20 protein-coding genes are annotated in these 22,917 nt (G+C 57.1%); 9 read left to right on the forward strand and 11 right to left on the reverse strand.

Going from position 1 to position 22,917, the window contains the following annotated elements; genetic code table 11:
• From ACFOW6_RS17875 to ACFOW6_RS17890, 4 genes are all read right to left on the reverse strand, one after another.
• Positions 1-196 (reverse strand): HipA N-terminal domain-containing protein (locus ACFOW6_RS17875; protein ID WP_382423791.1); only part of this gene is annotated, 196 nt, incomplete at its 3' end.
• The gene (locus ACFOW6_RS17880; RefSeq protein ID WP_382423792.1) at positions 196-447 is read right to left on the reverse strand and encodes a helix-turn-helix domain-containing protein; all 252 of its coding nucleotides are present in this window, start codon (positions 445-447) and stop codon (positions 196-198) included. The genes ACFOW6_RS17875 and ACFOW6_RS17880, both read right to left, overlap by 1 nt.
• A 357-nt stretch (positions 448-804) precedes the next feature.
• On the reverse strand, positions 805-1,764 hold the full coding sequence (locus ACFOW6_RS17885) for a LysR substrate-binding domain-containing protein (RefSeq protein ID WP_382423793.1): 960 nt from the start codon (positions 1,762-1,764) through the stop codon (positions 805-807).
• A gap of 102 nt (positions 1,765-1,866) precedes the next feature.
• Positions 1,867-3,033, reverse strand: a complete 1,167-nt coding sequence (locus tag ACFOW6_RS17890; protein WP_382423794.1) for an acyl-CoA dehydrogenase family protein — start codon at positions 3,031-3,033, stop codon at positions 1,867-1,869.
• 97 nt (positions 3,034-3,130) lie between these two features.
• On the opposite strand from ACFOW6_RS17890, the gene ACFOW6_RS17895 reads away from it, so the two are divergent.
• Complete coding sequence (locus tag ACFOW6_RS17895; RefSeq protein WP_382423795.1) at positions 3,131-4,057, forward strand: LysR substrate-binding domain-containing protein; 927 nt, start codon at positions 3,131-3,133, stop codon at positions 4,055-4,057.
• 11 nt (positions 4,058-4,068) lie between these two features.
• On the opposite strand, the gene ACFOW6_RS17900 is transcribed toward ACFOW6_RS17895, so the two are convergent.
• From ACFOW6_RS17900 to ACFOW6_RS17930, 7 genes are all read right to left on the reverse strand, one after another.
• A complete protein-coding gene (locus tag ACFOW6_RS17900) occupies positions 4,069-5,523 on the reverse strand; it encodes an NAD-dependent succinate-semialdehyde dehydrogenase (protein ID WP_382423796.1) in 1,455 nt (484 codons plus the stop codon).
• A gap of 153 nt (positions 5,524-5,676) precedes the next feature.
• A complete protein-coding gene (locus ACFOW6_RS17905; protein ID WP_382423797.1) occupies positions 5,677-6,801 on the reverse strand; it encodes a C4-dicarboxylate TRAP transporter substrate-binding protein in 1,125 nt (374 codons plus the stop codon).
• A gap of 42 nt (positions 6,802-6,843) precedes the next feature.
• Positions 6,844-8,151 carry a TRAP transporter large permease gene (locus ACFOW6_RS17910; RefSeq protein WP_382423798.1) on the reverse strand — a complete coding sequence of 436 codons (1,308 nt, stop codon included), beginning with the start codon at positions 8,149-8,151 and terminating at the stop codon, positions 6,844-6,846.
• Positions 8,151-8,696: a TRAP transporter small permease subunit gene (locus tag ACFOW6_RS17915; RefSeq protein ID WP_382423799.1), complete on the reverse strand. Its 546-nt coding sequence runs from the start codon at positions 8,694-8,696 to the stop codon at positions 8,151-8,153. Before ACFOW6_RS17915 ends, ACFOW6_RS17910 begins: the two co-directional genes overlap by 1 nt.
• Before the next feature lie 78 nt (positions 8,697-8,774).
• Entirely contained in the window at positions 8,775-9,668 is an 894-nt protein-coding gene (locus ACFOW6_RS17920; protein WP_382423800.1) for an MBL fold metallo-hydrolase, read from the reverse strand.
• Positions 9,665-10,825 carry an NADH:flavin oxidoreductase/NADH oxidase gene (locus ACFOW6_RS17925; RefSeq protein WP_382423801.1) on the reverse strand — a complete coding sequence of 387 codons (1,161 nt, stop codon included), beginning with the start codon at positions 10,823-10,825 and terminating at the stop codon, positions 9,665-9,667. Before ACFOW6_RS17925 ends, ACFOW6_RS17920 begins: the two co-directional genes overlap by 4 nt.
• A 130-nt stretch (positions 10,826-10,955) precedes the next feature.
• Positions 10,956-12,095 (reverse strand): zinc-binding dehydrogenase, encoded by a 1,140-nt coding sequence (locus ACFOW6_RS17930; protein WP_382423802.1) that lies wholly within the window; start codon positions 12,093-12,095, stop codon positions 10,956-10,958.
• A gap of 310 nt (positions 12,096-12,405) precedes the next feature.
• Between ACFOW6_RS17930 and ACFOW6_RS17935 the strand changes: the two genes are divergently transcribed.
• The 8 genes from ACFOW6_RS17935 to ACFOW6_RS17970 all read left to right on the forward strand — a co-directional run bounded on the left by ACFOW6_RS17935 (position 12,406) and on the right by ACFOW6_RS17970 (position 22,915).
• Positions 12,406-14,586, forward strand: a complete 2,181-nt coding sequence (locus ACFOW6_RS17935; RefSeq protein ID WP_382423803.1) for a 3-hydroxyacyl-CoA dehydrogenase NAD-binding domain-containing protein — start codon at positions 12,406-12,408, stop codon at positions 14,584-14,586.
• 53 nt (positions 14,587-14,639) lie between these two features.
• Positions 14,640-15,845, forward strand: a complete 1,206-nt coding sequence (gene pcaF / locus ACFOW6_RS17940) for a 3-oxoadipyl-CoA thiolase (RefSeq protein WP_382423804.1) — start codon at positions 14,640-14,642, stop codon at positions 15,843-15,845.
• A 28-nt stretch (positions 15,846-15,873) separates the two neighbouring features.
• Positions 15,874-16,944, forward strand: coding sequence for a citrate/2-methylcitrate synthase (locus ACFOW6_RS17945; protein ID WP_382423805.1), 1,071 nt, complete (start codon positions 15,874-15,876; stop codon positions 16,942-16,944).
• Positions 16,945-17,086: 142 nt separating this feature from the next.
• Complete coding sequence (locus ACFOW6_RS17950; protein WP_382423806.1) at positions 17,087-17,977, forward strand: NAD(P)-dependent oxidoreductase; 891 nt, start codon at positions 17,087-17,089, stop codon at positions 17,975-17,977.
• Positions 17,978-18,012: 35 nt separating this feature from the next.
• Positions 18,013-19,392, forward strand: a complete 1,380-nt coding sequence (locus ACFOW6_RS17955) for an MmgE/PrpD family protein (protein WP_382423807.1) — start codon at positions 18,013-18,015, stop codon at positions 19,390-19,392.
• Between the two features lie 6 nt (positions 19,393-19,398).
• On the forward strand, positions 19,399-20,211 hold the full coding sequence (locus ACFOW6_RS17960) for an N-acyl homoserine lactonase family protein (RefSeq protein WP_382423818.1): 813 nt from the start codon (positions 19,399-19,401) through the stop codon (positions 20,209-20,211).
• 184 nt (positions 20,212-20,395) lie between these two features.
• Entirely contained in the window at positions 20,396-21,604 is a 1,209-nt protein-coding gene (locus tag ACFOW6_RS17965) for an ABC transporter substrate-binding protein (RefSeq protein WP_382423808.1), read from the forward strand.
• Positions 21,605-21,763: 159 nt separating this feature from the next.
• Positions 21,764-22,915 carry an acyl-CoA dehydrogenase family protein gene (locus tag ACFOW6_RS17970; RefSeq protein WP_382423809.1) on the forward strand — a complete coding sequence of 384 codons (1,152 nt, stop codon included), beginning with the start codon at positions 21,764-21,766 and terminating at the stop codon, positions 22,913-22,915.
• The last annotated feature ends 2 nt before the right edge of the window (positions 22,916-22,917 follow it).

The following is a 22,917-nucleotide window of genomic DNA, read 5'->3' on the forward strand; positions in this document are numbered from 1 at the left end:
CGGCCGTGACCGGCTCGCCGCGATAGGGGGTTTCGCGCAGGGGCAGCGAGAGCGAGACGGGCAGCGCGTGGTCCCAGGCCAGCCAGTCGTCATGATAGGTGAAGCTGATGGCACCGCTTGTCGCGCGGTTCAGTGTGCCGACGCGCCGGTTGTTCAGGTATACGCGCAGCGGTGCGTAGGCCGGGCGTCGTCCCATCAGAACAGCGCCTCGATGTCCTCTCCGCGTCCCTTGGAGCGCTCATCGACCCGAAACTCCAGGTCGAGTGCGGCCAGGACGGCCAGGATGGACTCGAGCCTGGCGGAGGTCTCGCCTGTCTCGATCACCGAGATGGTGGCCTGGCGCAGCCCGGCGCGCTCGGCCAGTTGCGACTGGGTCCAGCCCCGTTTTTTACGGGCGCGCTGGATGAGGGTACCGATCTGTCGGGGTGTGCGCGCGAGTTCAGCCATGCAGGAATTATACGCTATACCGGGTATATAGTAAATAACCTCTACAGCGCATAAAAGTATCTTATGCGGCTTACCGCATTAGAATTCTCGCCCTCTGCGGTTGTAAGGGTGTGATAAACCGGGTTTGATGACTGCCCATCCCCCGTTCATGGGGAAGAGCCTAAATAATTGATTTATCGAAATAATGGTGGGCGCGGCTGGGATTGAACCAGCGACCCCTACGATGTCAACTAGAAGCAGGAAGCCGATTTCGCAGGAAAAACTGAAGCTTAAGCTGCCGCGAGCTTATTACATGGCGGAATCTCACCGCAGGATTCTCACCGCAAACAAAAAGCGCTCAGAATGAGCAAATCCCACCTACTTGTTTGTCTCTTCCTGTTGCGCAATCTGGCGTTTTAGCCAGGAGAGGAACTTACGCGTCTTGAGGTCGGGTTCCCGGCCCTTTATCCAAAGGGCGTAGTATCCAAGTTCTCGTTCGATTGGCTGGAAAAGTGGCACTAGATTTCCGGCAGCAAAGTCCTGTTCGAGGAGCTTCGTCTGCCCGATTGCGATGCCGAGACCTTCTGTGGCTGCTTGATAGGTTAGGATCGAGCTTGGAAAGGTCATGCCTTCGCTTTGGAGGTCCGGCCTGTCCACGGCAGTCAGCCAGTCCTTCCAATCGCTCTTGCGATAATGGGAATGCAGCAGACGGTGATCCTTCAGGTCGTCAAGGTCTTTCAGCGATGAGTCTGGCTTGAGTAACGAAGGCGCACAGACCGGTTGGATGACATCTGGAAACAGCAGCAGGGATTCGCAGCCCTTCATGTCCCCGGTAGTCAGTTGGATTGCCAAGTCCAGATCTTCGCGTGTGAAGTCAACCGGGGAAATTGTCGTGTTGAGCCGGACCTCGATGTTCGGATGTTCGGCGTGGAAAAGGGGGAGACGCGGGATCAGCCACTTGACGGCAAAGGTTGGGTAGAGCCGGAGGAAAAGCGGCTGTGAACGCTCGTCGTTGAGGATACGTTCCGTCGCACTGGAAATGGCAGCAAAGGCAGGGCCTATCTCTTGCTTGTAAACCTCTCCCGGCGGGGTCAACGTGATGCCATGGCGCTCGCGGTGGAAGAGGCGCACATTCAGATAACCTTCGAGGGCTGCAATCTGGCGGCTGACCGCTGATTGCGTAACATTAAGTTCTTCTGCCGCACGCGTAAAACTGCCCAGCCGTGTTACAGCCTCGAACACGTAGAGTGGATTTAGCGGCGGAACTGTGCGTGACATCTTGATCCTGTCAGGGATTCCATATCCTGGCACCGTCACGGAGGCAAACTGTCGAATCATTGGACGCCCACCTCCGGCGATGCGGGTGGCTCTTATCTTCCATCCTCAGCCGACAACTTGTTCACGTTATGAGCAGTAATCTCCGAAAAATCCATGTCAGAGCTATTCCGCGGCCAACTGCTTCTCTGCGCGCTGCGAAAAGCGTCGCTCGAAGATACCCTCTGCAATACGGTTCTTCAGTATCTCCGTCGAACCGCCGGCGATCATCCAGCCACGTGTTCGTCGCAGGCAGTATTGCACGGTACTTTCCTCAGAGAAGCCGATACCGCCCATGACCTGCAACGCCTCATTGGAGGCGAAATGGCCGGCCTCGTTGCAGGCCAGCTTGGCCAAAGCCGTATCCTGCGCGGACGGGAGGTTCTCTTGGGCGTCTACGGCCGCCCGCATCAGTAGGAGTTCGGCAGCTTCCAGGCGCATGGCCATCTCCGCAAACTTCCACTGCAGTCCCTGGAATTCACACAGTGGTCGCCCGAACTGCTTGCGGATCTGGGCGTGTTCGCGAGCGACATTAAAGGCATGACGACCAACGGCGACCGCACGGGCGGAATTTCCCAGACGTTCGACGTTGAAGCCCGAGATCTGCTTCTTGAAGCCCCCGGCACCCAGGAGGACGTTCTCCTTCGGCACACGGACATTGTCGAAGTAGAGCTGGGCCCATTCTTCACCATTCATGAAAGCGGAGGGCTGTCCGATATCGAAACCGGGCATACCCCGTTCTAGGAGGACCGAACCGATACCACTGACGCCGGGGCCAAAACGAACATACACCAGGAAGACGTTGGCCTCGGCACTGTGCGTGCCAAAGATCTTGGTGCCGTTGACCAGGTAGTCATCTCCGTCAGGCGTTGCCGAGGTAACCAGTTCAGTCAAAGCCGATCCTGCCCCGGGTTCTGTCATACCCAAGGAGATAACGGCTTTTCCCCCAAGCAAGTCGGGAAGAAAGCGGGCCTTCTGTTCGGCGCTTGCATACTCGGCGAACGTGCGGATCGGTCCAAAGTTTCCGGCTTGGACAACGTCGCCCGAGCGCGGGCAGACTTCGGCGATGGCACGAATAGCCAGGATAGCATCGATCAGCGTCCCACCAACCCCGCCGTCCTCTTCAGGTACGGTGATTCCCAGGAGGCCCATTTCAGAGAACTTATGGGCCACGCTCCATGGGAATTCCGTTGCATTTGCGCGCTCCGCAGCACCTTCTGCCAATTCCTTAAGGGCAAACCTACGGACGGTGTCATAGAACATCTGCTGTTCTTGGGTTAACTTGAAATCCATGTTGCGCCGTCTCTTCCATTAACTCGGAAGTCCTAGATTAGAGAAAAGGTGCTGACATTAAACCGCGCTTCTCGTCAGACAGGGAAAATCAAAACTTATGAATGAAAAGTACCGCAATGTACCGTTGAACCCTTTGCGGGCCTTTGCCATTGCTTCCCGACATCGCAGCTTTACGGCGGCAGCCAAGCACATGGGAATCACCCAGGTAGCGATCAGCCGCCAAATCGCGCTTCTTGAGAACTATCTGGGCGTCAAGCTGTTCGAACGAAGTTCGCGTTCGGTCAAGCTGACGGAGGTAGGACGTTCTTTCGGACACGAGATCGCCGGTTTGTTCGATGACCTAGACAGGGCAACTCAGCGCATCCTGTCCAATGAGAACGAAAGCACTATCAACCTGCGCATCTATCCGACCTTTGCTCATCACTGGCTCTTGCCGAAGCTGACGGAATTCACGGAGCGTTACCCCGAATACCGGGTACGCCTGGATACCGTCGTGGAGCCGCTGGACTTCAGGGGGACGCACCTCGATGCGGCCCTGCAACTTGGGCACGGTACCTGGCGGGACGCTAAATGCCGTAGACTATTCGAGGAAGAAGTGGACGTAGTCTGCAGCCCAGATTATGCGGAACGCTTCGACTGGTTCAGAACATCCGAGAGCCTGGATGCTGCTGAATTGCTTCATGCCAAGTACCGGCGGCGTGAATGGGAGATCTGGGCTGCAGAAGCCGGTGTTGAAATCAATCACCGCGAGGGCATGGAGTTTGATTCTTCCCTTCTGGTCTACAGTGCAACCAAGCAAGGGTTCGGGTTGGCCATCGGGCAACTGGCCTTGCTGCAGCCCGAACTGGAGACAGGCGAACTCGTGCGTCCCTTCATGCGCCCTGTTACGACGCGCTCGGCCTTCTACGTGATCTGGCCGACCATGACTTCGGTTTCGACCAAGACCCGTCGTTTTATTGACTGGTTGCTCGAGCTTTCCGGAGAGAAGCCGGAATTCTTCAGGAAAGGGCGTAGCAGCGGGTAGAACAGCAAGTTTTACCTCATGTAGGCATACTTAACGTTCTGAAAGGCTTGTAGTCCTTCGATACCGCCTTCGGATGCAAACCCGCTGTCCTTATGTCCGCCAAACGGTGTCTCTGGCAGGGAAACCCGCCAAGCGTTACAGATGACGTTGCCCGCCTGGATGTCGTCGATCGCGCGGTTCACGGTATGGACATTCTCGGAATGCACATAAGAGGCCAAGGCAACAGGCAAACGGTTGGCTAGGATGATGGCATCCTCGTAGCTGTCGAAAGGAGAGGTCACAGCGATCGGCCCAAAGGGTTCAATGTTGGAGACCTTGGCATCGGTCGTTGCGTCGGCAATCACTGTGGGTTCATAGAAATAACCTTCACGTTGAGCTGCCTTTCCACCTGCTGGAATTCTTAGCCCCCGCTCACGGGCATCCTCCACCAGTTCGGAGATGGCATTCACGCGTCGGCTGTCGATCAGCGGCCCCATGGTCGTGGCGTCTTCGAAACCGCAACCTAGCACCAGACGATCTGCCGCCTCCGCTAAGGCTTGGGTGAAATCCTCGTATACACCTCGCTGAACGAAGAAGCGGGTTGGTGAGATGCAAACCTGGCCGGAGTTGCGGAACTTAGCGGTTGCGGCGGCCTTTGCGGTGGCCTCGACGTCCACATCGTCGAACACGAGGACCGGAGCATGACCGCCAAGCTCCATGATTGGGCGCTTCATTTGCCGGACGGCCCGCTCTGAGAGGAGCTTACCGACCCGCGTCGAACCGGTGAAAGTGACGCCTTGGGTGATCGGACTATCAAGCAGTCTTTCGGAAATCATGACCGCATCGCCAACCAGAATCGACAGCACTCCCTCAGGTAGCCCGCATTCATAGGCAATCTTGCCGATGGCAAGTGCACAGTTAGGCACCTCTTCAGAAGCTTTCATGATTATGGAGCAGCCGGCACCCATAGCGCCGGCCATCTTGCGAGATGGCGTGATCAGAGGCGCATTCCAGGATCCGAAGGCTGCTATAGGTCCGATGGGCTCGCGCAGGACCAACTGGCGCCCGTCTTGTTCGCGTGAGGGAATGATGCGGCCATAGGCACGACGACCTTCCTCGGCTGCCCATTCCCACATACCCGCTGCCTGCTCAACTTCGGCAAGGGCCTCCTTCCAGGGCTTCCCAAGCTCCAGCACCACGAGACGGGCCAGATCTTCTTTTCGAACGCGCATGGTGTCCGCCACTTTGCGGAGCACTTTGGCGCGTTCAAATGCTGAGGTTTTGCGCCAGATATGGAAGCCTTCTTCGGCTGCTTTAAGGCTACGCGAGATATCCTCTTCGGTGGCAATCGGATATTGGCCCAGCGCCTCTCCGGTGGTGGGATCGAGTACATCGGCCTCGCTTCGACCATTTCCGACTTCAAACTGGCCGCCAATGAGTTGGCCGATCTCGGGATATTGTGCGATTGCCTCGCTGCGTGTGGGCATGGGCTCAGTCCTCTGTCTATTAAAGACGTTCAATTATTCAAAAACGAATCTGCAGCCGGAGCCGCTTGAAATGGATCATGGAGTATGTTCGACGGCGTACCTATCGGAAGACAAAAGGGAGGGCGTCCTTCCATAGATCGCCCTCCCATAAGCTCAGTTGACGCCGTAAGTCTCGACATCAATATCCGCGTAAATCTCGTTGATCAGGAGTTCCGTCAGGGCTTCGCTATCGGTGCGATCGACATCGGACAGGAGGTCCTTCCAGCGTGCTTCCGCCTCAATGTATGCATCGATAAGTTCCGAGGGATCCGAAACACCGCGTTCCTCCATAGAGGTTTCAGGCAGGTTCTCGAGGAACTGTTCCGTAAATTCCTCCATGGATTGCTTGAGATCCTCAGAGGGTTCGATCAGTTCGACGCCATTGGACTTGGCTTCCTCCAAGGCAGTTTCGGCTTGGCGCGCCCAGTCGACCTGAAGCTCTGCTTCCGCGCGGGCCAGATTATCGAGCAAGATACGGCGCTCTTCTGGTGTCCGGGCTTGCCAGAAATCGCCGTTGAAAAACTCACCCCCGGAATTGTGGGTGCCAAGGGAGACCAGGGTGGTGTGCTTGGCAACGTCCTGGAGCTGGAAGCTGGAGGTCAGGAAGCTCGCATCTCCTGTAGAGCAGTCAATGGTGCCACGTTCGAGCCCAGTGTAAATTTCTGTAGCAGGAACGCTGACCGAAATGGCGTTCACGTGTTCGGCCCACTTGATCTGTGAGCTGGAGCCCGTGCGAATACGTTTGCCCTCCAAGTCCTCGACGGAACTGATAGGCGTATTGCAGATCAAGTAATAAGTGGTCATGGAATAGCCGGTGCCGAAGACCAGGTTGTAATCGGCGTACTCCTGCTGAAGGGCATCGCTGTTTAGCTTAACCTCCGTCGAAGCGAAAGCGGCTGCCATCGGATCATCGGCGATAAAGACCAAATCGTTCAAAACATTGTCGAGCGGTAAGTCGGCCGGCATGTAGGCTGAGGTAATATGCCCGTACATGGCGACCTCATCCCTAAGTGCCGAGGCCATGCTGGCAGCTGGGGCAAGCGAGCCACCGGAAAAAACCTCAAACTCAATGTTTCCGTCAGTGTCCTCTGAGACGTATTCTGCGTAATTTCGCAGTTTGTTGACTGTGATCCCATGTGTTTCTACCCAGGAAGCAGCGGCCGAATAGGTTTCGGCCGCTGCGGGGATGGAAAAACTCATACATGCAGCGGCAGTCGTAAGGGCGATATATCTTCTCATGTCGTCTATCCTCCTCTGTTAACGACGGGCTCCCCACCGGCTTTATCTCATTAGGCCCGGCAGAAAGAGGGTGACCACGGGAAAGGCAATCAGGATTCCCAAGGTCAGAATGTCCATGGCAATGAACCAGAAGGCACCGCGGAAAATGGCGCCCAATGGTACGGCACGCCCCATCACGCTCTTTATGACGTAGATGTTGATACCGACGGGTGGCGTGATCAGGCCGATCTCGATCAGCTTGATGGCAATGATCCCAAACCAGACCATGTCAATTCCGGCCGATTTCAGTATCGGCAGCATGATAGGCGTGGTCAGAAGCAGTAGGGATATTCCATCCAGGAACATGCCCAGGACAATAAAGATGATCGAAAGCGCGATGATGATGGCGATCGGGCTCTCCACAACGGAAAGGATCTGTCCTGCAAACTGCGTTGGGACGGTCGAAAGCCCCATGAAGGAGGCAAACATCGAAGCGGATATGGCGATCACGAAGATGGTGGCCGTTCCAATCGCGGTGTCCGTCAGGGCCTGGGAAAGGGCATCCTTGGTCAACGCCCCGCGCATCAAAGCAATAATTGTGGCGGCAGCGGCACCGATGGCTCCGGCTTCGGTTGGGGAGAAAACGCCCAGCAGAATACCGCCAAGCACACCCAGGATCAGGGTTGGCAAGGGCCAAATATCACGAAAAGCTGCTTTCTTCTCTTCGGCGGAATAGGTTGTCAGATCGGGTGGGGCGATTTCTGGCGTTCTGTAGGAACGCACCATGATCATGGATATATAGATCGCGGCCGAGAGTACGCCCGGAATGACGCCAGCTAAGAAGAGAGCACCGATGGAGGTCTCTGTGAAGATCCCGTAGAGAATCAGCAGGACGCTTGGGGGAATCAGGGAACCAAGAGTGCCGGCGGCAGCAACGGAACCTGTTGCCAGACCTGGGTCGTACTTGGCCTTGAGCATCTCCGGAACGGCAATACGCGAAAAGGCAGCGGCAGTTGCTACGCTGGACCCCGATGCTGCGGCAAAGATTGAAGAGGCCATGACTGTAGCAGATGCCAAGCCCCCCGGAACCTTGCCGAACAGGATCCGCGCACTGGAAAAGATTCCCACGGTCAGGCCGGTCCGGGCCGCAATATACCCCATCAAGAGGAACATTGGGATTGCACTCAGAGTCCACTGAGCAACGAAATTGTGCGGAATTGCGGTCAGAATACCCCAAGCCGCCTTTAGACTTGTAATCGAGGAAATGCCGACAAAAGCAACGATACCAAGAACAACTCCAACGGGAATGCGCAAAGCAATTAAGAAGAGGGAGACGACAATTCCAAGCAGGCCAATTTCAAGGCGATCCATTACCGGGTCTCCTTGGAGATTGGCGAGTCACCTTCATTGTCTTCCATGCCGGGCTCCCAGTCACGCTGCAGGCATATCTTGGTCAGCAAAAGCAGGCTTACGACTGCAGCCAATCCAAACCCGAACGGCAGGAAGAAGCGGCCTGGCCAGATCGGAACGGCAATACGGCCGAAGACCACTTCGCCCTTAGCTATAGCTTCGAGAGCATCGATGCCGCTTTGATAGGCGAGTATTGAGAAGAAGGCGATCTGGGCTGTGTAGGCAAGAAGCAGCATGCTTCGCCGGCCCAGCCAACTGGCCATGTTGTAAAAAAGGTCCACATGGATGTTTGAATTGCGCAGTTCCGCCAGAGGCAGCGGTAGGAAACAAGCTCCGACCATGTAGTAGTAAGCCACGATCTCGGCCGTCCCGGGAATGGGCGCGCGCAGAAGGTTGTAGGCGATTACGTCGGCACAGACCTGGATCATCATGGCGACAAGACAAAGCGAGGCCGCAAGGGTCAGTAGACGTGACAGGCGTTCCAGTAGGTGCTCAATAGCTATCACGCACACCTCCCAGAACCAGAGCCAGTAAGGGTGCGTACTGCGGGCAGGAGCGTACAGCAGCCAAAGTAGCCCCTTTCCTTAGTTCTGATGGGCCAGTCGGAAACGGTCTTCGTACCGTACCAACTGTGCGATAGAGTGATGTGGGATATGACCCGCCAATAGCCATGCACCCTGGTCGGCGCAATGCGCCATCAAGCGGCTCCGAGTTTCGATGGCCTGCTCGGGATTGAGGTCCGCGCGCATTCTCAGTTTTGGCATATCGAGTTGAATGGGGTGATGCAGTGCGTCGCCAACAACCAATGCTTCTTCGTTGTCAGCCCTGGCATGGATGCAGACATGGCCGTAGGAGTGTCCTGGCGAAGGTGACAGCGACACTTCTCCACCTGTACCAGAAAGAACAGTGTGATCCTTCGCCACGAAATCGGCCATGCCGGCCTCGACGACAGGTAGCACACTGTCTGCGAAGGCACCGTGATTCACGCTGCTTCCCTCTTTCTCATAGCGCGAAAAGTAGTGGTCGTACTCATCGCGATTGAAGATGTGACGCGCATTGGGGAAGGTCGGAATCCAGCGGCCGTTTTCGAGACGCGTGTTCCAGCCAACGTGATCGCAGTGGAGGTGCGTGCAGAGAACGATGTCGATGTCCTCAGGCTGAAGGCCAAGGCCCGAAAGATTTTCCAGGAAGGCCGTCGAACGCAGGTTGTCCTGCCAGAGAGCCGTCGGGCGCTGCTTGTGATTGCCGTTGCAGCTGTCCACTAGGATCGTCAGCCCCCCGGTGCGGATCACGTAGGCTTGGAAGGCGATGCCAATCTGCCAACCGCTGGGATCCAGGAAGGCGCTGTCGAGCCAATCAGAGTTGCGCGCCATGTCTTCGCGTGTCAGATCGTTGAACAGGAAAGACACTGGCATGTAGCAATGTTCAGTCTCCGACAGAACATCGATCCTGAGCTCGCCGATCTGTAGGGTTTTCATCGTATCTCCGGCTGTTCGCCCATGGAACGCAGGCCCTTGGCCCATTTCTCCAGCCACCAGGCGTATGGTGTGGGCCAATCCTCGAATGCACCCGTCAGACCGAACTCTTCGGCGGCATGGCGCGGCCAGAAGGGGTCGTAGAGCATCTGGCGCCCCAGGGCGATGATGTCGGAAAATTCATCCTGCAGCAGCTCTTCCGCCATCTTCGGCGTCCGGATCAGACCAACGGCCTGACTCATCAGTTTGGCCTCTTCGCGTATCCGACGGGCAAACGGTGCCTGATAGCCGGGTGAACGTGTCAGATTCGAGTTCGTTGCGCCCTTGACCAAGTTGCCTCCGGAGGAACAATCGACGAGATCCACACCGGCACTCTTGAGGGCTTTCGCTAGGGCCACACTGTCTTCCAATTCCCAACCCCCTTCGATCCAGTCGACAGAGGAAATGCGAGTGAACAGAGGAACGTCGTCAGGGAGGGAAGCGCGTACGGCCTTGGCAACCTCGAGAGGAAAGCGCAAGCGGTTCTCCAAGCTGCCGCCATATTCATCGGTTCGCTTATTGGCAAGCGGCGAAAGAAAGCTTTGTAGCAAGTAGCCGTGAGCCATGTGAATTTCTATGACCTGGAAACCAGCTTTCAGGGCACGTTGAGTCGTGGCCACGAAAGCATCCCGGATCTCGTCCATGTCCCGTCGATCAAGCGCGCGAGGCATGGCCCAGTTCTCGGCAAAGGGGGTGGCAGATGGTGCAAGGGGTTGCCAGCTTTCGTCCCCGTTCGCGAGATTCTCGCTCGTTAGGGGGCCATTTCCCTCCCATGCCCGCTGGGTGCTGGCCTTGCGTCCGCCGTGGGCGATCTGGATTGCCGGGACGGAACCTTGGGATTTCAGGAATTCGGCGATCGGGGCAATGGCTTCGGTCTGTGCGTCCTCCCAAAGGCCCAGGCAGCCATTGGTGATACGCCCAGTCCGGGTAACGGCAGTTTCCTCGACAAAGACTAGGCCGGCACCTCCCATACCGAACTTGCCATAGTGAACAAGATGGAAGGGGATCGGATAGCCGTTCTCGGCGCAGTACATTGCCATGGGAGAAACAGCAATGCGATTTCGAAGTGTGACTCCGCGGATTTCCAGCGGCGTAAACAGAAGCGGCCGAGTGGCAGCCATACATCCTCCTCCCGGATTTTCTTATTTTTCTAAGCTTAGCCACATTCTGGCCCATTCAGGCGAAACACGCCTCTGCCGTGTACTTTTATGGCCATTACGAATTGTTATGGCTTTCGGGCGACTCAGCCGTTTATCCGTTAGGGGCAAGGATTTGTCTAAGAGCGTGTCCGGAAGCCAGGCGATCAAACCCTTCATTGATATCCTCAAGACCGATTACGCCATCGAGTAACTGGTCAACTGGCAAGGCACCACTACGGTATAGCTTTATGAAACGGGGAATATCGCGCACCGGGACGCAGGAGCCCATGTAGCTGCCACAGATGGACTTCTCGTTTGATACCAGTTCTCCATGTTCGAAAGCGAATTCGGCACCGATCGGCGAAAGTCCAGCCGTGACCACGCGTCCGCCCCGGGCGGTGACTGCATAGGCTGATTTCATGGCCGGGACCGCTCCGGCAAGCTCGATGGCGTGGTCAACGCCTCCACTGGTCAATTCCTTGATCTTCTCCACCAGTTCAGGGTCGCGGGCGTCAAAGCAGTGCGTGGCACCGAGAATTCTGGCCCGTTCCAGCTTGGTGGCTTCGAGGTCGACCGCGATGATGGTCTCGGCCCCAGAGACCTTCGCTCCCATGACACCACTTAGACCGACGCCCCCCAGACCGAAGATTGCGACACTTTCTCCGGGGGAGACGCGTGCCGTGTTAATCACGGCACCGACACCGGTCATGACTGCGCAACCGAAAACTGCTGCTTCAGTCATCGGCAGATCATCATCAATGACCACGACGGACCCGCGATGGACTACAGCGTATTCCGCAAAACAGGAAACACCAGCTTGGTGGCGCAGTCGATTGCCTTCCGCATCGCGGATGCGACGTCCACCCGAGATCAGCTCACCCTTGGAGCGCGCAGCCGGAGCGGCATCACAAATATTGGGGCGCCCACTGAGGCAGGAACGGCAACGTCCGCATGAAACCGAGAACTGGAAGGCTACATGGTCGCCGGTTCCAATGTCAGTCACAGCTGAGCCGACCTCAACAACCTCACCGGCGCCTTCATGCCCCATGACCATTGGGACATCCCGCCCGCGCTTGCCATTGATCACGGAAAGATCGGAGTGGCAAAGGCCGGCCCCCATTACTTTCACCAGCACCTCAGTTGGGCCAGGTGGATCCAGAGTGATCTCCTCGATTGCAAGCGGGCGGCTTTCTGCATAGGGCTCCGGAAGGCCAATACTGCGTAGTACGGCTGCCTTGCAGGTTACGGTCATGGGCAAACTCCTCGGAAAGCCTCGCCTTCGAAAACCGATGACGGGCGCTATTGAACCTATGACAAAGTGGGAATGGACAAAGAAGCCGTACGGTGAGCAGCTCTCTAACTTTCACGTTGGAAGCGTCCTGGCAAGCGCTCTGATGACTGGCTGTGCCGATGGCTCGTACGGCGAGCAGTATCTTCCCATCTTTTCGTTAGCTTAGCTGTTGCCCCCGGCCTTGGCCGCTGATCGATAATCGGTTGAGCCCAATTTGAAGTTCGCCTCCAAGGAGGGGGTATTGTCGGCTATGACCCCTCCGCATGGCAGAATGATTTATCCGAAGTTGCTCCCACAAGCCAATTTGGGTGAGATCAAGTTACGTATCCGACCAGAATCCGACTCCCTTTTCAGAAGCGGTAAGACAGGAAGTATGACAATGACAGCATCTGAGGCGCGGTCGTTCGGGCCACAGGTCAGGATGGAACGCGCGGGATCCATTGCCGTGATTGCCATAGACAATCCTCCCATCAATGCCGGATCTCTCGAGGTGCGCCGTGGATTGCTGGATGCAGTACAGGCTGTCACGGAAAACACCGAGGTAACGGGGGCTGTTCTGATAGGTGAGGGTACAACCTTCATTGCCGGCTCGGATCTGAGAGAATTCGGACAGCCGCTGGAAGATCCTCAATTGCCGACTGTAATCCAGGCGGTTGAGGTTTCTCCCAAACCTTTTGTTGCGGCTATTCATGGTGCCGCCTTGGGCGGTGGCTTCGAGCTGGCGTTAGGGTGTGATGCTCGCGTGGCGGCCGAGGATGCAGTGGTCGGATTGCCGGAGGTTACGCTTGGGATTATTCCGGGCGCAGGGGGTACGCAGCGTCTGCCACGTCTTGTCGGTTTGTCCAAGGCCATCGAGCTGATTTGTACGGGACGCAGAGTTTCGGCACCGGAAGCCTCCATGCTCGGGCTGATCGATGCCACCTTCGATATGGATCTCAAGGCTGGAGCCATCGCCTACGCCAGTTCACTTGCCGGGCAGAAGAAGCCTGTGATTCAGCGTTCGGTGCCGCGTGAACCAGAAGCGACGATCAAGGCGGCAGAAGAGAAAGCGCGCAAGGCCGGTCGTGAGCGCCCGCCTGTTCTCGAGGCCATTCGCGTCATACGTCTGGCCACCGAAGTCACCCCTTTGGAGGCTTTGACAACTGAAAGAGAGGTCTTTCAGCGTCTACGTGTGTCCGAGGAGGCCTTTGCTTTGCGCCATCATTTCTTTGCTGAGCGCCAGGCTACCAAGCCGGCAAGCCTCAAGGAGGTTGAACCGCACAATATCGAAAGTGTCGCGGTGATCGGTTCGGGCACGATGGGGGTGGGAATTGCAGTGGCCGCACTCAATGCCGGGTTTCCCGTAACGCTGTTGGATATGGATTCCCAGGCGTTGGAACGTGGTCGGGAAAGATTGCGAGAGCATTATGAGGGCAGTATTGCTCGCGGCAAGCTTAGTCAGGAGGAGGTTTCAGCCTGCTTGAATCGCCTTTCCATAGCCACGGATTACGAGGTTCTGGGCACTACAGATCTTTTCATCGAGGCTGTCTTTGAGGACCTGGAGGTCAAGCAGAAGGTCTTCCGTGCTCTGGATCAGGTGGCTCACCCGAACGCGATCTTGGCAACCAATACCTCCTACCTGGAAGTGAGCAGGATTGCCGAGGTAACGCGCCGACCCGAGTCCGTGTTGGGGCTGCATTTCTTCAGCCCGGCCCAGATCATGCGATTGTTGGAGGTTGTCCAGGCCCAACACACAGGCTTGGAGGCCTTGGCTACTGGTATGGCATTTGGCCGCAAGCTTAAGAAGCTGCCTGTTCTGGTCCAGGACTCCTTCGGATTCATAGGTAATCGTATCTACGCGGCCTATCGTGCACAGTGCGAGTATATGCTGGAGGAAGGTGCCTTTCCTGAAGAGATCGATCAGGCACTGGAAGCTTACGGATTTGCCATGGGTCCCTTCGCCGTGGGCGACATGTCCGGATTGGATATTGCTTGGCAGATGCGCAAGCAGCGTGCCGCTCAACGCGATCCGGATGCCCGATACGTGAGCATCCCGGACATCCTTTGCGAGATGGGGCGCTTCGGGCGCAAGAGCGGTGCTGGCTACTACGACTACCGCGAAGATCCAAAGAAGGGTAAGCCGGATCCAGAGGTGGCCGAGATCATCCGTTCGGAATCCGAACGCAAGGGCTATACACGCCACAACTTTAACGAGGAAGAAATCCAGAGGCGGGCACTGTTGGCCATGGCCAACGAGGCTGCTTTGCTTCTGGCTGAAGGTGTGGCTGACCGGCCTGCGGACGTGGACCTGGTCCTGGTCAATGGCTACGGCTTTCCAAAGTGGAAAGGAGGGCCGGTCTTTCAGGCGCGCCAAAAGGAACCGGAAGATCTTGCTAGAGAGTTCGAGGAACTGGCCCGTCTTTCGGAACACGGCTTCAGGGCCGCTGATCCGGCATCGCTCTTCGAGAGATAGGCAATGTCTTTTGCTCAACTACAGTTCTGCTGCGTGTTTGAAAGGTCAGCGTGATGTCCGAAGCTCTGGTTTGTGATCCCTTGCGCACTGCTATAGGTCGCTATGCTGGCGTCCTCTCCGTGGTCAGGGCGGATGATTTGGCGGCCCACCCCCTCAAGGTTCTGTTGGAACGCAACAGGGATCTGGATCCCGAGCACCTGGACGACGTTATTCTTGGCTGTGCCAACCAAGCCGGTGAAGACAATCGGAATGTAGCGCGTATGGCCCTGCTGCTGGCGGGCTACCCCGTTTCGGTGTCTGGCAGCACCGTTAATCGTCTCTGCGGCTCCGGGCTTGAAGCGATTGGTTCCGCTGCGCGTGCCATTCGTGCGGGCGATGGCAGCATGTTCGTGGCTGGAGGTGTCGAGAGCATGTCGCGGGCGCCTTTTGTGATGGGCAAGGCGGAGCTTGGCTTCTCTCGTACGATGGCGCTGGAAGACACCACCATGGGCTGGCGCTTCATCAATCCTAGAATGGATGAGGCCTACGGAACCGAGTCCATGCCCGAAACGGCGGAAAATGTGGCCGCGACCTGGAGCATCTCGCGCGAGGACCAGGATCTCTATGCCTTGCGTTCCCAGCAGCGTGCCGTTGGCGCGCGTGATTCAGGTCGATTTGACCGGGAGATCATTCCGGTGCAGATCGAAGGGCGCAAGGGAGCGGTAACAGAGGTGGCACAGGATGAGCACCCGCGTGCGGATACCAGTCTGGAGCGCCTGGCCAAGTTGCCTACTCCCTTTCGGCAGAATGGTACGGTCACTGCCGGTAATGCCTCAGGAATCAATGATGGCGCCTGTGCCATGATCGTGGCCGACGAGGAAAACGCGGCACGGGCCGGCTTGCGGCCACTGGCACGCATCCTCGGCTTCCAGTCTGTCGGCGTTGAACCGCGATTGATGGGCATTGGACCCGTGGGCGCTTCCCAGCGACTGTTGGCGCGTCTGGGGCTGACCATCCAGGACATGGATGTGATAGAGGTCAACGAGGCCTTCGCCGCGCAGGCGCTTGCCTGCCTGCGGGAACTCGGGCTTCCTGATGACGCGAAGCACGTTAATCCTAACGGTGGTGCAATTGCGCTGGGGCATCCGCTGGGAATGTCTGGCGCGCGACTGGTAACGACCGCCAGTCACGAACTGACGCTCCGAAAGGGCCGTTATGCGCTCTGCACAATGTGCGTTGGTGTCGGACAGGGCGTGGCTATGGTGCTGGAACGGCTCTGACTGGTCCTTCTGGTTCAAGTGCAATGTGATGAGCAAGCAAGACGATCCCATCGGGCTGGATCGAGCCATCGCAGCCGAAACTGTCCTGAGTCATAGCGACCCGGAAAGCGGCCAGTTGCTCATTCGTGGGTATTCTCTCGAGAGCCTCGTACAAGAGAATTCCTTCGAAGAGAGTGTCATTACTCTCTGGCAGGATGTCCTCTCAGCAGAGTTATCGATGGCAAGCCTGGGCCAGGCACGGATGCAGGTCTGGCAGCAGTTCCGTCCACTCCAGGATCACCTGAAGGGGATGAGGCCTGTCGAGCGGCAGAGATTCCTGTTGTCTTCACTCTCCGAGACTTCGACGGACCCAGTATTAATCCTTGCGGCAGCAGGTGTTTCCGCGGTCCTGGCCATGCAGGAGAACATATCGAACTGTGAGCCGGATCCATCACGTAGTCACGCGGACGATCTTCTGATGATGATCCGGGGTGCCGAGAGTGATCAGCAAAGTATCGCAGCACTGGAAACCTACCTGATCGCCATGATCGATCACGGCATCAGTGCGTCCACGCTGGCGGCTAGGGTAGCTGCCTCGACCAGGGCCGGATACGTGGCGGCTGCTATTGCTGCACTTTCCGTGCTTCAGGGCCCCTTGCACGGCGGAGCACCTGGATTGGTACTTGATATGCTGGACGAAATCGGTTCGGGAGAAGGCATCGTTCCCTGGCTGACGGCTGCACTGGACCGCGGGGATAGGCTCATGGGGTTTGGTTCCCGCGCCTACCGGGTTCCTGATCCTCGCGCCGCGCTTTTCAAGGCGTCTCTGTGGAAACTGCCCGAAGCCTGCAGGGCCCGTCTGCCGCTTGCGGAGCAGGTGGAAACGACAGCGATACGGCTGATGGCAGAACGAAAAGCCGGGCACGTCATCCAGACCAACGTCGAATACTATGCAGCGCTGCTTCTTGATGCGATCGGGGTGCCAAGGCAGGGCTTCACCCCCTTGTTTGCTGCGTCACGAACGGCCGGTTGGATGGCTCATGCCCGCGAACAGCAATTGACGGGCCGCATGCTGCGTCCTGGGTCTCGTTATATCGGTTCCTACCCTTCCAAAGGCTGAGCGGTGCCTATCATGGATGATCAAAACTTATAACGGTATGAGGCAAGCGAATTTGTGCTTCCTCTGGGAGGAGAGCATTCTGCAGCAGTTTCCATGTCCCGACAGCGCCGGGCAAAAAGAATTAAAGTGCAGGAGGATAACGATGGCCGTCAGTGAAGCCCTAGGTTTTGTAGGTCTGGGAGTCATGGGAGAACCCATGTGTGCCAACCTTCTGCGAAAGTCCGGCAAGATAGTTCACGGTTTCGACGTGATGGAGGCCCCTCTTCAAAGACTGTCCGAACTCGGACTGAAGCCGGTCGACAACCTGAAAAGGATTGCGGCCGAGTGCGATGTGGTCTTCCTCTCGTTGCCGAGTGGAAAGCAGGTGGAGGAAGTGTGCCTGGGGGCGGAAGGCCTGCTTGCCGAGCCAGGGCGTTTGCAAACCATTGTCGATTTGAGCACCTGTCCTGCAAGCTTGGCGCGCAATCTTGAAAAGGGTCTCAAGGAAAAGGGTATTTCCTTCATTGATGCGCCCGTAGCACGTATGAGGAAGGCTGCACACGACGGCACCCTGGCCATTATGGTCGGCGGTGATGGCAAGATCCTGGAGGCAGTGCGTCCGTATTTGAGTTGCATGGGCACGGATATCATTCATTGCGGAGATATCGGGGCTGGTCAGGTCGTGAAGGCGCTGAACAACATGATCGTCTTCATGAATGTGCACGCCTTGGCTGAGGCCTTGGCTATCGGGCGGGCCAATGGTGTCGACCCGGCGATGCTGTTCGAGGCGATGTCCATGGGCTCCGCGGACAGCTTTGCACTGAGGAATCCAGGTATGAAGGCCTTGGTGCCGGACGAGTTTCCCGAACAGGCCTTTCCGACGGATTATGCCCTGAAGGACATTCGGCTTGCACTAGGACTAGCTGAAGAAGGCGGAGTGGATGCTCGCCAGGCCAAAGCTACGCACGAGCTACTGGTTCGTACAAGTGAGGCCGGTTACGCAAAGAATTATTACCCGGCCATGATCCGACTGATCGAGGAGCGCGACACATAATTGGGTCCGTGGAGGATGGGATTGCGGGGTGAGCCATGACAGACACACTCGAAAAGGTTGACTCAGAAGGTCTGACGGCACGTCTGGTTGACGTTTTGCTTCGGGAAGAGGCGCTGGATGGCGAAATGTTGCATTACGCAAAGCGCCACTTCGTTGATACACTGGGGGCTATCATTGCGGGCACGCCCCAGGAAGTTACGAGACGTGCCGCTTCCGTTATTACCAAGGTGCAGGGGCCGGGGCCATTTCGTGTTCCAGGGCTGGGCGGAAGCTTTGGCCTGTTGGATGCGGCCTATCTATCCGGTGTGGCTGCACACGGAACGGAAACCGACGATGGCTATCGCCAGGGCTCAGTGCATCCGGGAACAGTCGTGGTTCCGTCCATACTGCCTCTTGCCGTGGGACGAAAGTCCAGTGGCCACGTCCTTCTGAGCGGGATAGTGGCGGGCTATCACAGCATGGCAGTCATCGCTGCGCTGGCGCATCCGAAGCTGCGCCGTCAGGGATTTCATCCCACCGCTGCAGTTGGCCCTCTCGGCGCGGCCATGGCGGCCACTTCGTTACTAAAACTGGATCGCACAAAACGTCTTTTCGCATTGGGTATTGCGGCGAGTTCAGCGTCTGGGCTCTTTGCATTCAAGGGTGGGGGAGCAGACGTGAAGCGCCTGCATCCCGGTCAGGCAGCACGTGACGGGTTGCTGGCAGCTTTGTTGGCGGAGGAAGGCTGTGAAGGCCCATCAGCAGTCCTGGAGTGCTCGGATGGGTTTTTCCAGGCGCTTGCCGGGATAACAGCTTCGGACTTGGTGAGTGTATCCTTTCCGCAGAAGCCCCCGATTACCGATTGCTACATCAAGCCCTATGCCTGTTGTCGTCATATCCATCCCGCCGTAGATGCTTTGCGCGCACTTTGCGAACAACATGCGGTGCAGAGTCACGAGATCGAAGCGATTGAGGTGGAAACCTATTCCATAGCTGCGGATCACGGCAAAGTGCCCTGGAACAGCTTGGCTGAGGCCCAGTTGAGTTTCCCCTATGTCCTGGCTGCGGCCATCAAGTTCGAGACACTTGGGGTGAGGGCTTTTGAAGAGGTCCATAGAACGGATGCCGAACTGACTATGCTTTGCCGCAAGGTGGATGTGCGCGCGACAGATGAAATGGATGCGCGCTATCCCGCGGAACGGCCGGCACGAGTGACACTGCACAGCTCGAAAGGCAGTTGGAGTGAGGAGAGGGGTGAGGCTCGTGGTGATCCGCGCTATCCGCTCGATGACAACGAGATTGCGGTAAAGTTCCTCGATCTTGTCGGCCCTGTTCTGGGGAGTGCTCGTGCGGGCAACCTACTGGAAGAACTTTGGCGGCTGGAGGACATCGAGGACATGACTTCGATATTCGTAAATCTTGGCGCAGCGAAGTAGTTGGGCATGGCTATCTGTGAGTACGAGGTTTACGCGCTGCGTTATGCCACGGTGAACCGTGCGGCCAGGGACAACTTCCTAAACCGGCCGGCCGCCGATCTGCATGACAGCGAGATGCCGCTGGATTTCTACGTCTGGCTGATCCGGGGCGCCGAAGTGAACATTCTGGTGGATACGGGATTCAGCCCAGCTTCAGCAGCCTCCCGGAAGCGCGATTATCTGTGTTCGCCCGTCGAGGGGTTGAGGCTTCTGGGTGTTGATCCGGAGGCTGTCGACCATGTGGTGCTTACACATTTTCACTATGACCATGCAGGCAATACGGACAGTTTCCCTCGGGCCTGCTTTCACGTTCAAGAGTCCGAGATGTGTTTTGCGACGGGGCGCTATATGGCGCACCCTGGTTTGAATCACTTCTATGCTGTCGCGGATGTTCAGGACCTGGTCAGGCATGTTTTCGACGGGCGTGTGCGGTTCCATAACGGAACGGGACAAGTAGCCGAAGGGGTGAGTCTCCATCGCGTCGGCGGGCATACGGATGGCCTGCAGGTCGTGCGTGTACACACCAAGCGTGGGTGGATCGTGCTGGCATCGGATGCGGCGCATTATTACCGCAACAAGATGGAATCCTCGCCATTTCCGGCCATATTCAATGTCGGCGACATGCTGGAGGGCTGGCGGCTGATCGATGAGTTGGCGGAGTCTTCCCGACACATCATTCCAGGCCACGACCCCGAAGTGCGCAGACTCTATCCTGCGTTGGATCTCTCGGAAATGGATATCGCTTTGCTGCACGAGATGCCACTTGCGGATCCTTACTGAAGGGTTCCTGCGGTCGAATTGTGCCTCCGAAGGGTGATTTGCCTTCCAAATAGTAATGGGGCCATGAGCGATGTGAAGTGGTTTTCCCGCTATCGGGCTGCCAACCTTCAGCATCAGGATTCCGGCAGAAGACCGGATACGAAGTGTGCAGAACTGACTGCACATATATTCAGAGGAGGAAACGATGAGGAAAGTCCATACGGCCTTGGCGGCCTTAATGGTTTGTGGTCTGCCGGCGGCAGGGCTGGCACAGACCTCGGACGATGTAGTCAAGATCGGTGTGCTGACGGATATGGCGGGTCCCTATTCCGATAACCTGGGTGCCGGAACCGTACTGGCAGCCGAAATGGCAGCGGAGGATTTCGGTGGCTCCGTGAATGGCGCTCCTATCGAGATTATCTCGGCCGACCACCAGAACAAGGCTGATGTGGGCTCCAGTCTCGTACGCCGCTGGTTTGATGTCGAGGAAGTCGACATGGTGACTGAACTTGGGTCATCCGCCGTAGCGGTGGCAGCGCAAGACCTGGCTGAGCAGGAAGACAAGATCGCACTGATCACAGGTGCCGGGTCGCCAGCCCTGACCGGTGAGCACTGTTCACCAAATGGCATCCACTGGGCTTACGACAACTATGCCTATGGCAACGTGGTAGCCAGTGCGTTGGTCGCTGAGGGCAAGGACAGCTGGTATTTCCTGACAGCCGATTACAGTTTTGGCCATAGCCTTGAGGAAGTCGCCGCACAATTCGTGGAGGCCAACGGCGGCGAGGTTCTGGGAACCAGTCGTCATCCACTCGGCACTTCTGACTTCTCGTCGTACCTGCTACAGGCGCAGTCTTCTGGGGCGAAGGTGATCGGGTTGGCCAATGCCGGTTCGGATATGATCAATTCCATGAAGCAGGCGCGTGAATTCGGTATCATTCAAGGCGGTCAGGACATGGCTGGCCTGCTGGTAAACCTTCCCGATATCCATGCGCTTGGGCTTGAGGATACTCAGGGCTTGCTTCTTGCAGAAAACGCCTATTGGAAGATGAATGATGAGACGGAGGAATGGAGCCGTCGCTTCATGGAGCGTTTTGATGGGCGGGCACCGTCCAGCCTGCAGATCGCCGTCTATACTGGTGTGATGCACTATCTCGAGGCCATTGAAGCTGCTGGCACGGATGAGGCCGATGCGGTCATGAGCAAGATGCGCGAATTGCCAATCAACGACATGACTACGGATGAGGCTTATATCCGTGAAGATGGCCGCGTGATTCGGGACATGTACCTCATGCAGGTCAAGACACCTGAAGAATCAACCGAAGAATGGGACTTCTATGAAATCGCAGCTACCGTTCCAGGTGAGGAGGCCTATCGCCCCCTTTCCGAAGGTGGTTGTGAGTTGGTCGAGTAACACAGGAAACTGGCCCGCTGTTCCGGTAGGTTCTGGGGCAGCGGGCTTTCCTTCTGAACGAGTGCAACTCAGAGCAATTTACTGATCGGCTGTCCCGGCCGGTACATAACGCGGATCCTCTGAACGAGTTGAGCCGCTGGACTTGGGGTCTGTCACGACATGGATTTTGTACTTACCGAAGAGCAGAGAATCTTCCAGGATTCTGTGCGCGGGTTTGCGCAACGACACTTAGCCGAAGGTGCCCTTGAGCGTGCGCACAATCCGGCTTTCCCACGTGATGTTGCGCGTCTGATGGCCGAAAATGGCCTGCTGGGTATCACCGTGCCGGACTCAGAAGGTGGACTTGGCGGTACACTTATGGATGCGGTGATCGCCATCGAACAGGTGGCCCTGGTCTGCCCGCGCTCTGCTGACGTCGTGCAGGCCGGCAACTTCGGCCCGATCCGAACCTTTGCCGAATATGGTAGCGAAGATCAGAAAAAGCGTTACCTGAAGCCGCTTCTGGAGGGTGAGAAAGTCATTTCCCTGGGTATGAGCGAGCCGGATGCCGGTTCTGCGGTCACGGATCTCAAAACCACTGCAGAGCCGGATGGCGAGGGTTATCGCCTGAGCGGAAGCAAGATATTCGGGACTCACAGCGGTGAAGCGGATGTCTACCTGATCTATTGCCGTTTCGGGCCTGGTGTTTCGGGGATCGGCTCTGTCCTGGTCGAGCGTGGTGTGGCGGGGTTCGAGGTTGGCCAGCCCTCTCAGTTCATGGGCGGTGAGGAATGGTGCCAGCTTTATTTCGACCAGTGCTACATCCCACCCGAGAATGTCCTGCTCGGACCCGGGGGGTTCAAAAAGCAGATGTCGGGTTTCAATGTGGAGCGTATTGGCAATGCGGCTCGTTCTCTGGCTGTGGGGCGACACGCCTACAACATTGCTCGGGAACATGCCCAGACGCGCAAGCAGTTCGATCGTCGGCTCTGCGAATTCCAAGGACTCCAATGGAAGTTCGCGGACATGGCCGTGAAGCTCGAAGCAGCGCAGTTGCTGCTCTACAAGGCAGCCTCAGCTGCAGACAACGACTTGCCTTCTGCATTCGACACTGCGGTTGCCAAACTGACCTGCAATCAGGCGGGCTTCGAGGTTTCCAATGAAGCGATGCAGGTTATGGGCGCAACCGGCTATAGCGACGAGTGCTTGGTGGAATACTGCATGCGGCGTACGCGCGGCTGGATGATTGCGGGTGGTTCTACTGAGATACTGAAGAACCGCATTGCCGAGTCCGTCTTCGGAGAACGCTTCCCGCAGCGTCCAAACAAGTGAGG

This window comes from Fodinicurvata halophila (assembly GCF_042651425.1).
GTDB lineage: Bacteria > Pseudomonadota > Alphaproteobacteria > Kiloniellales > DSM-21159 > Fodinicurvata > Fodinicurvata halophila.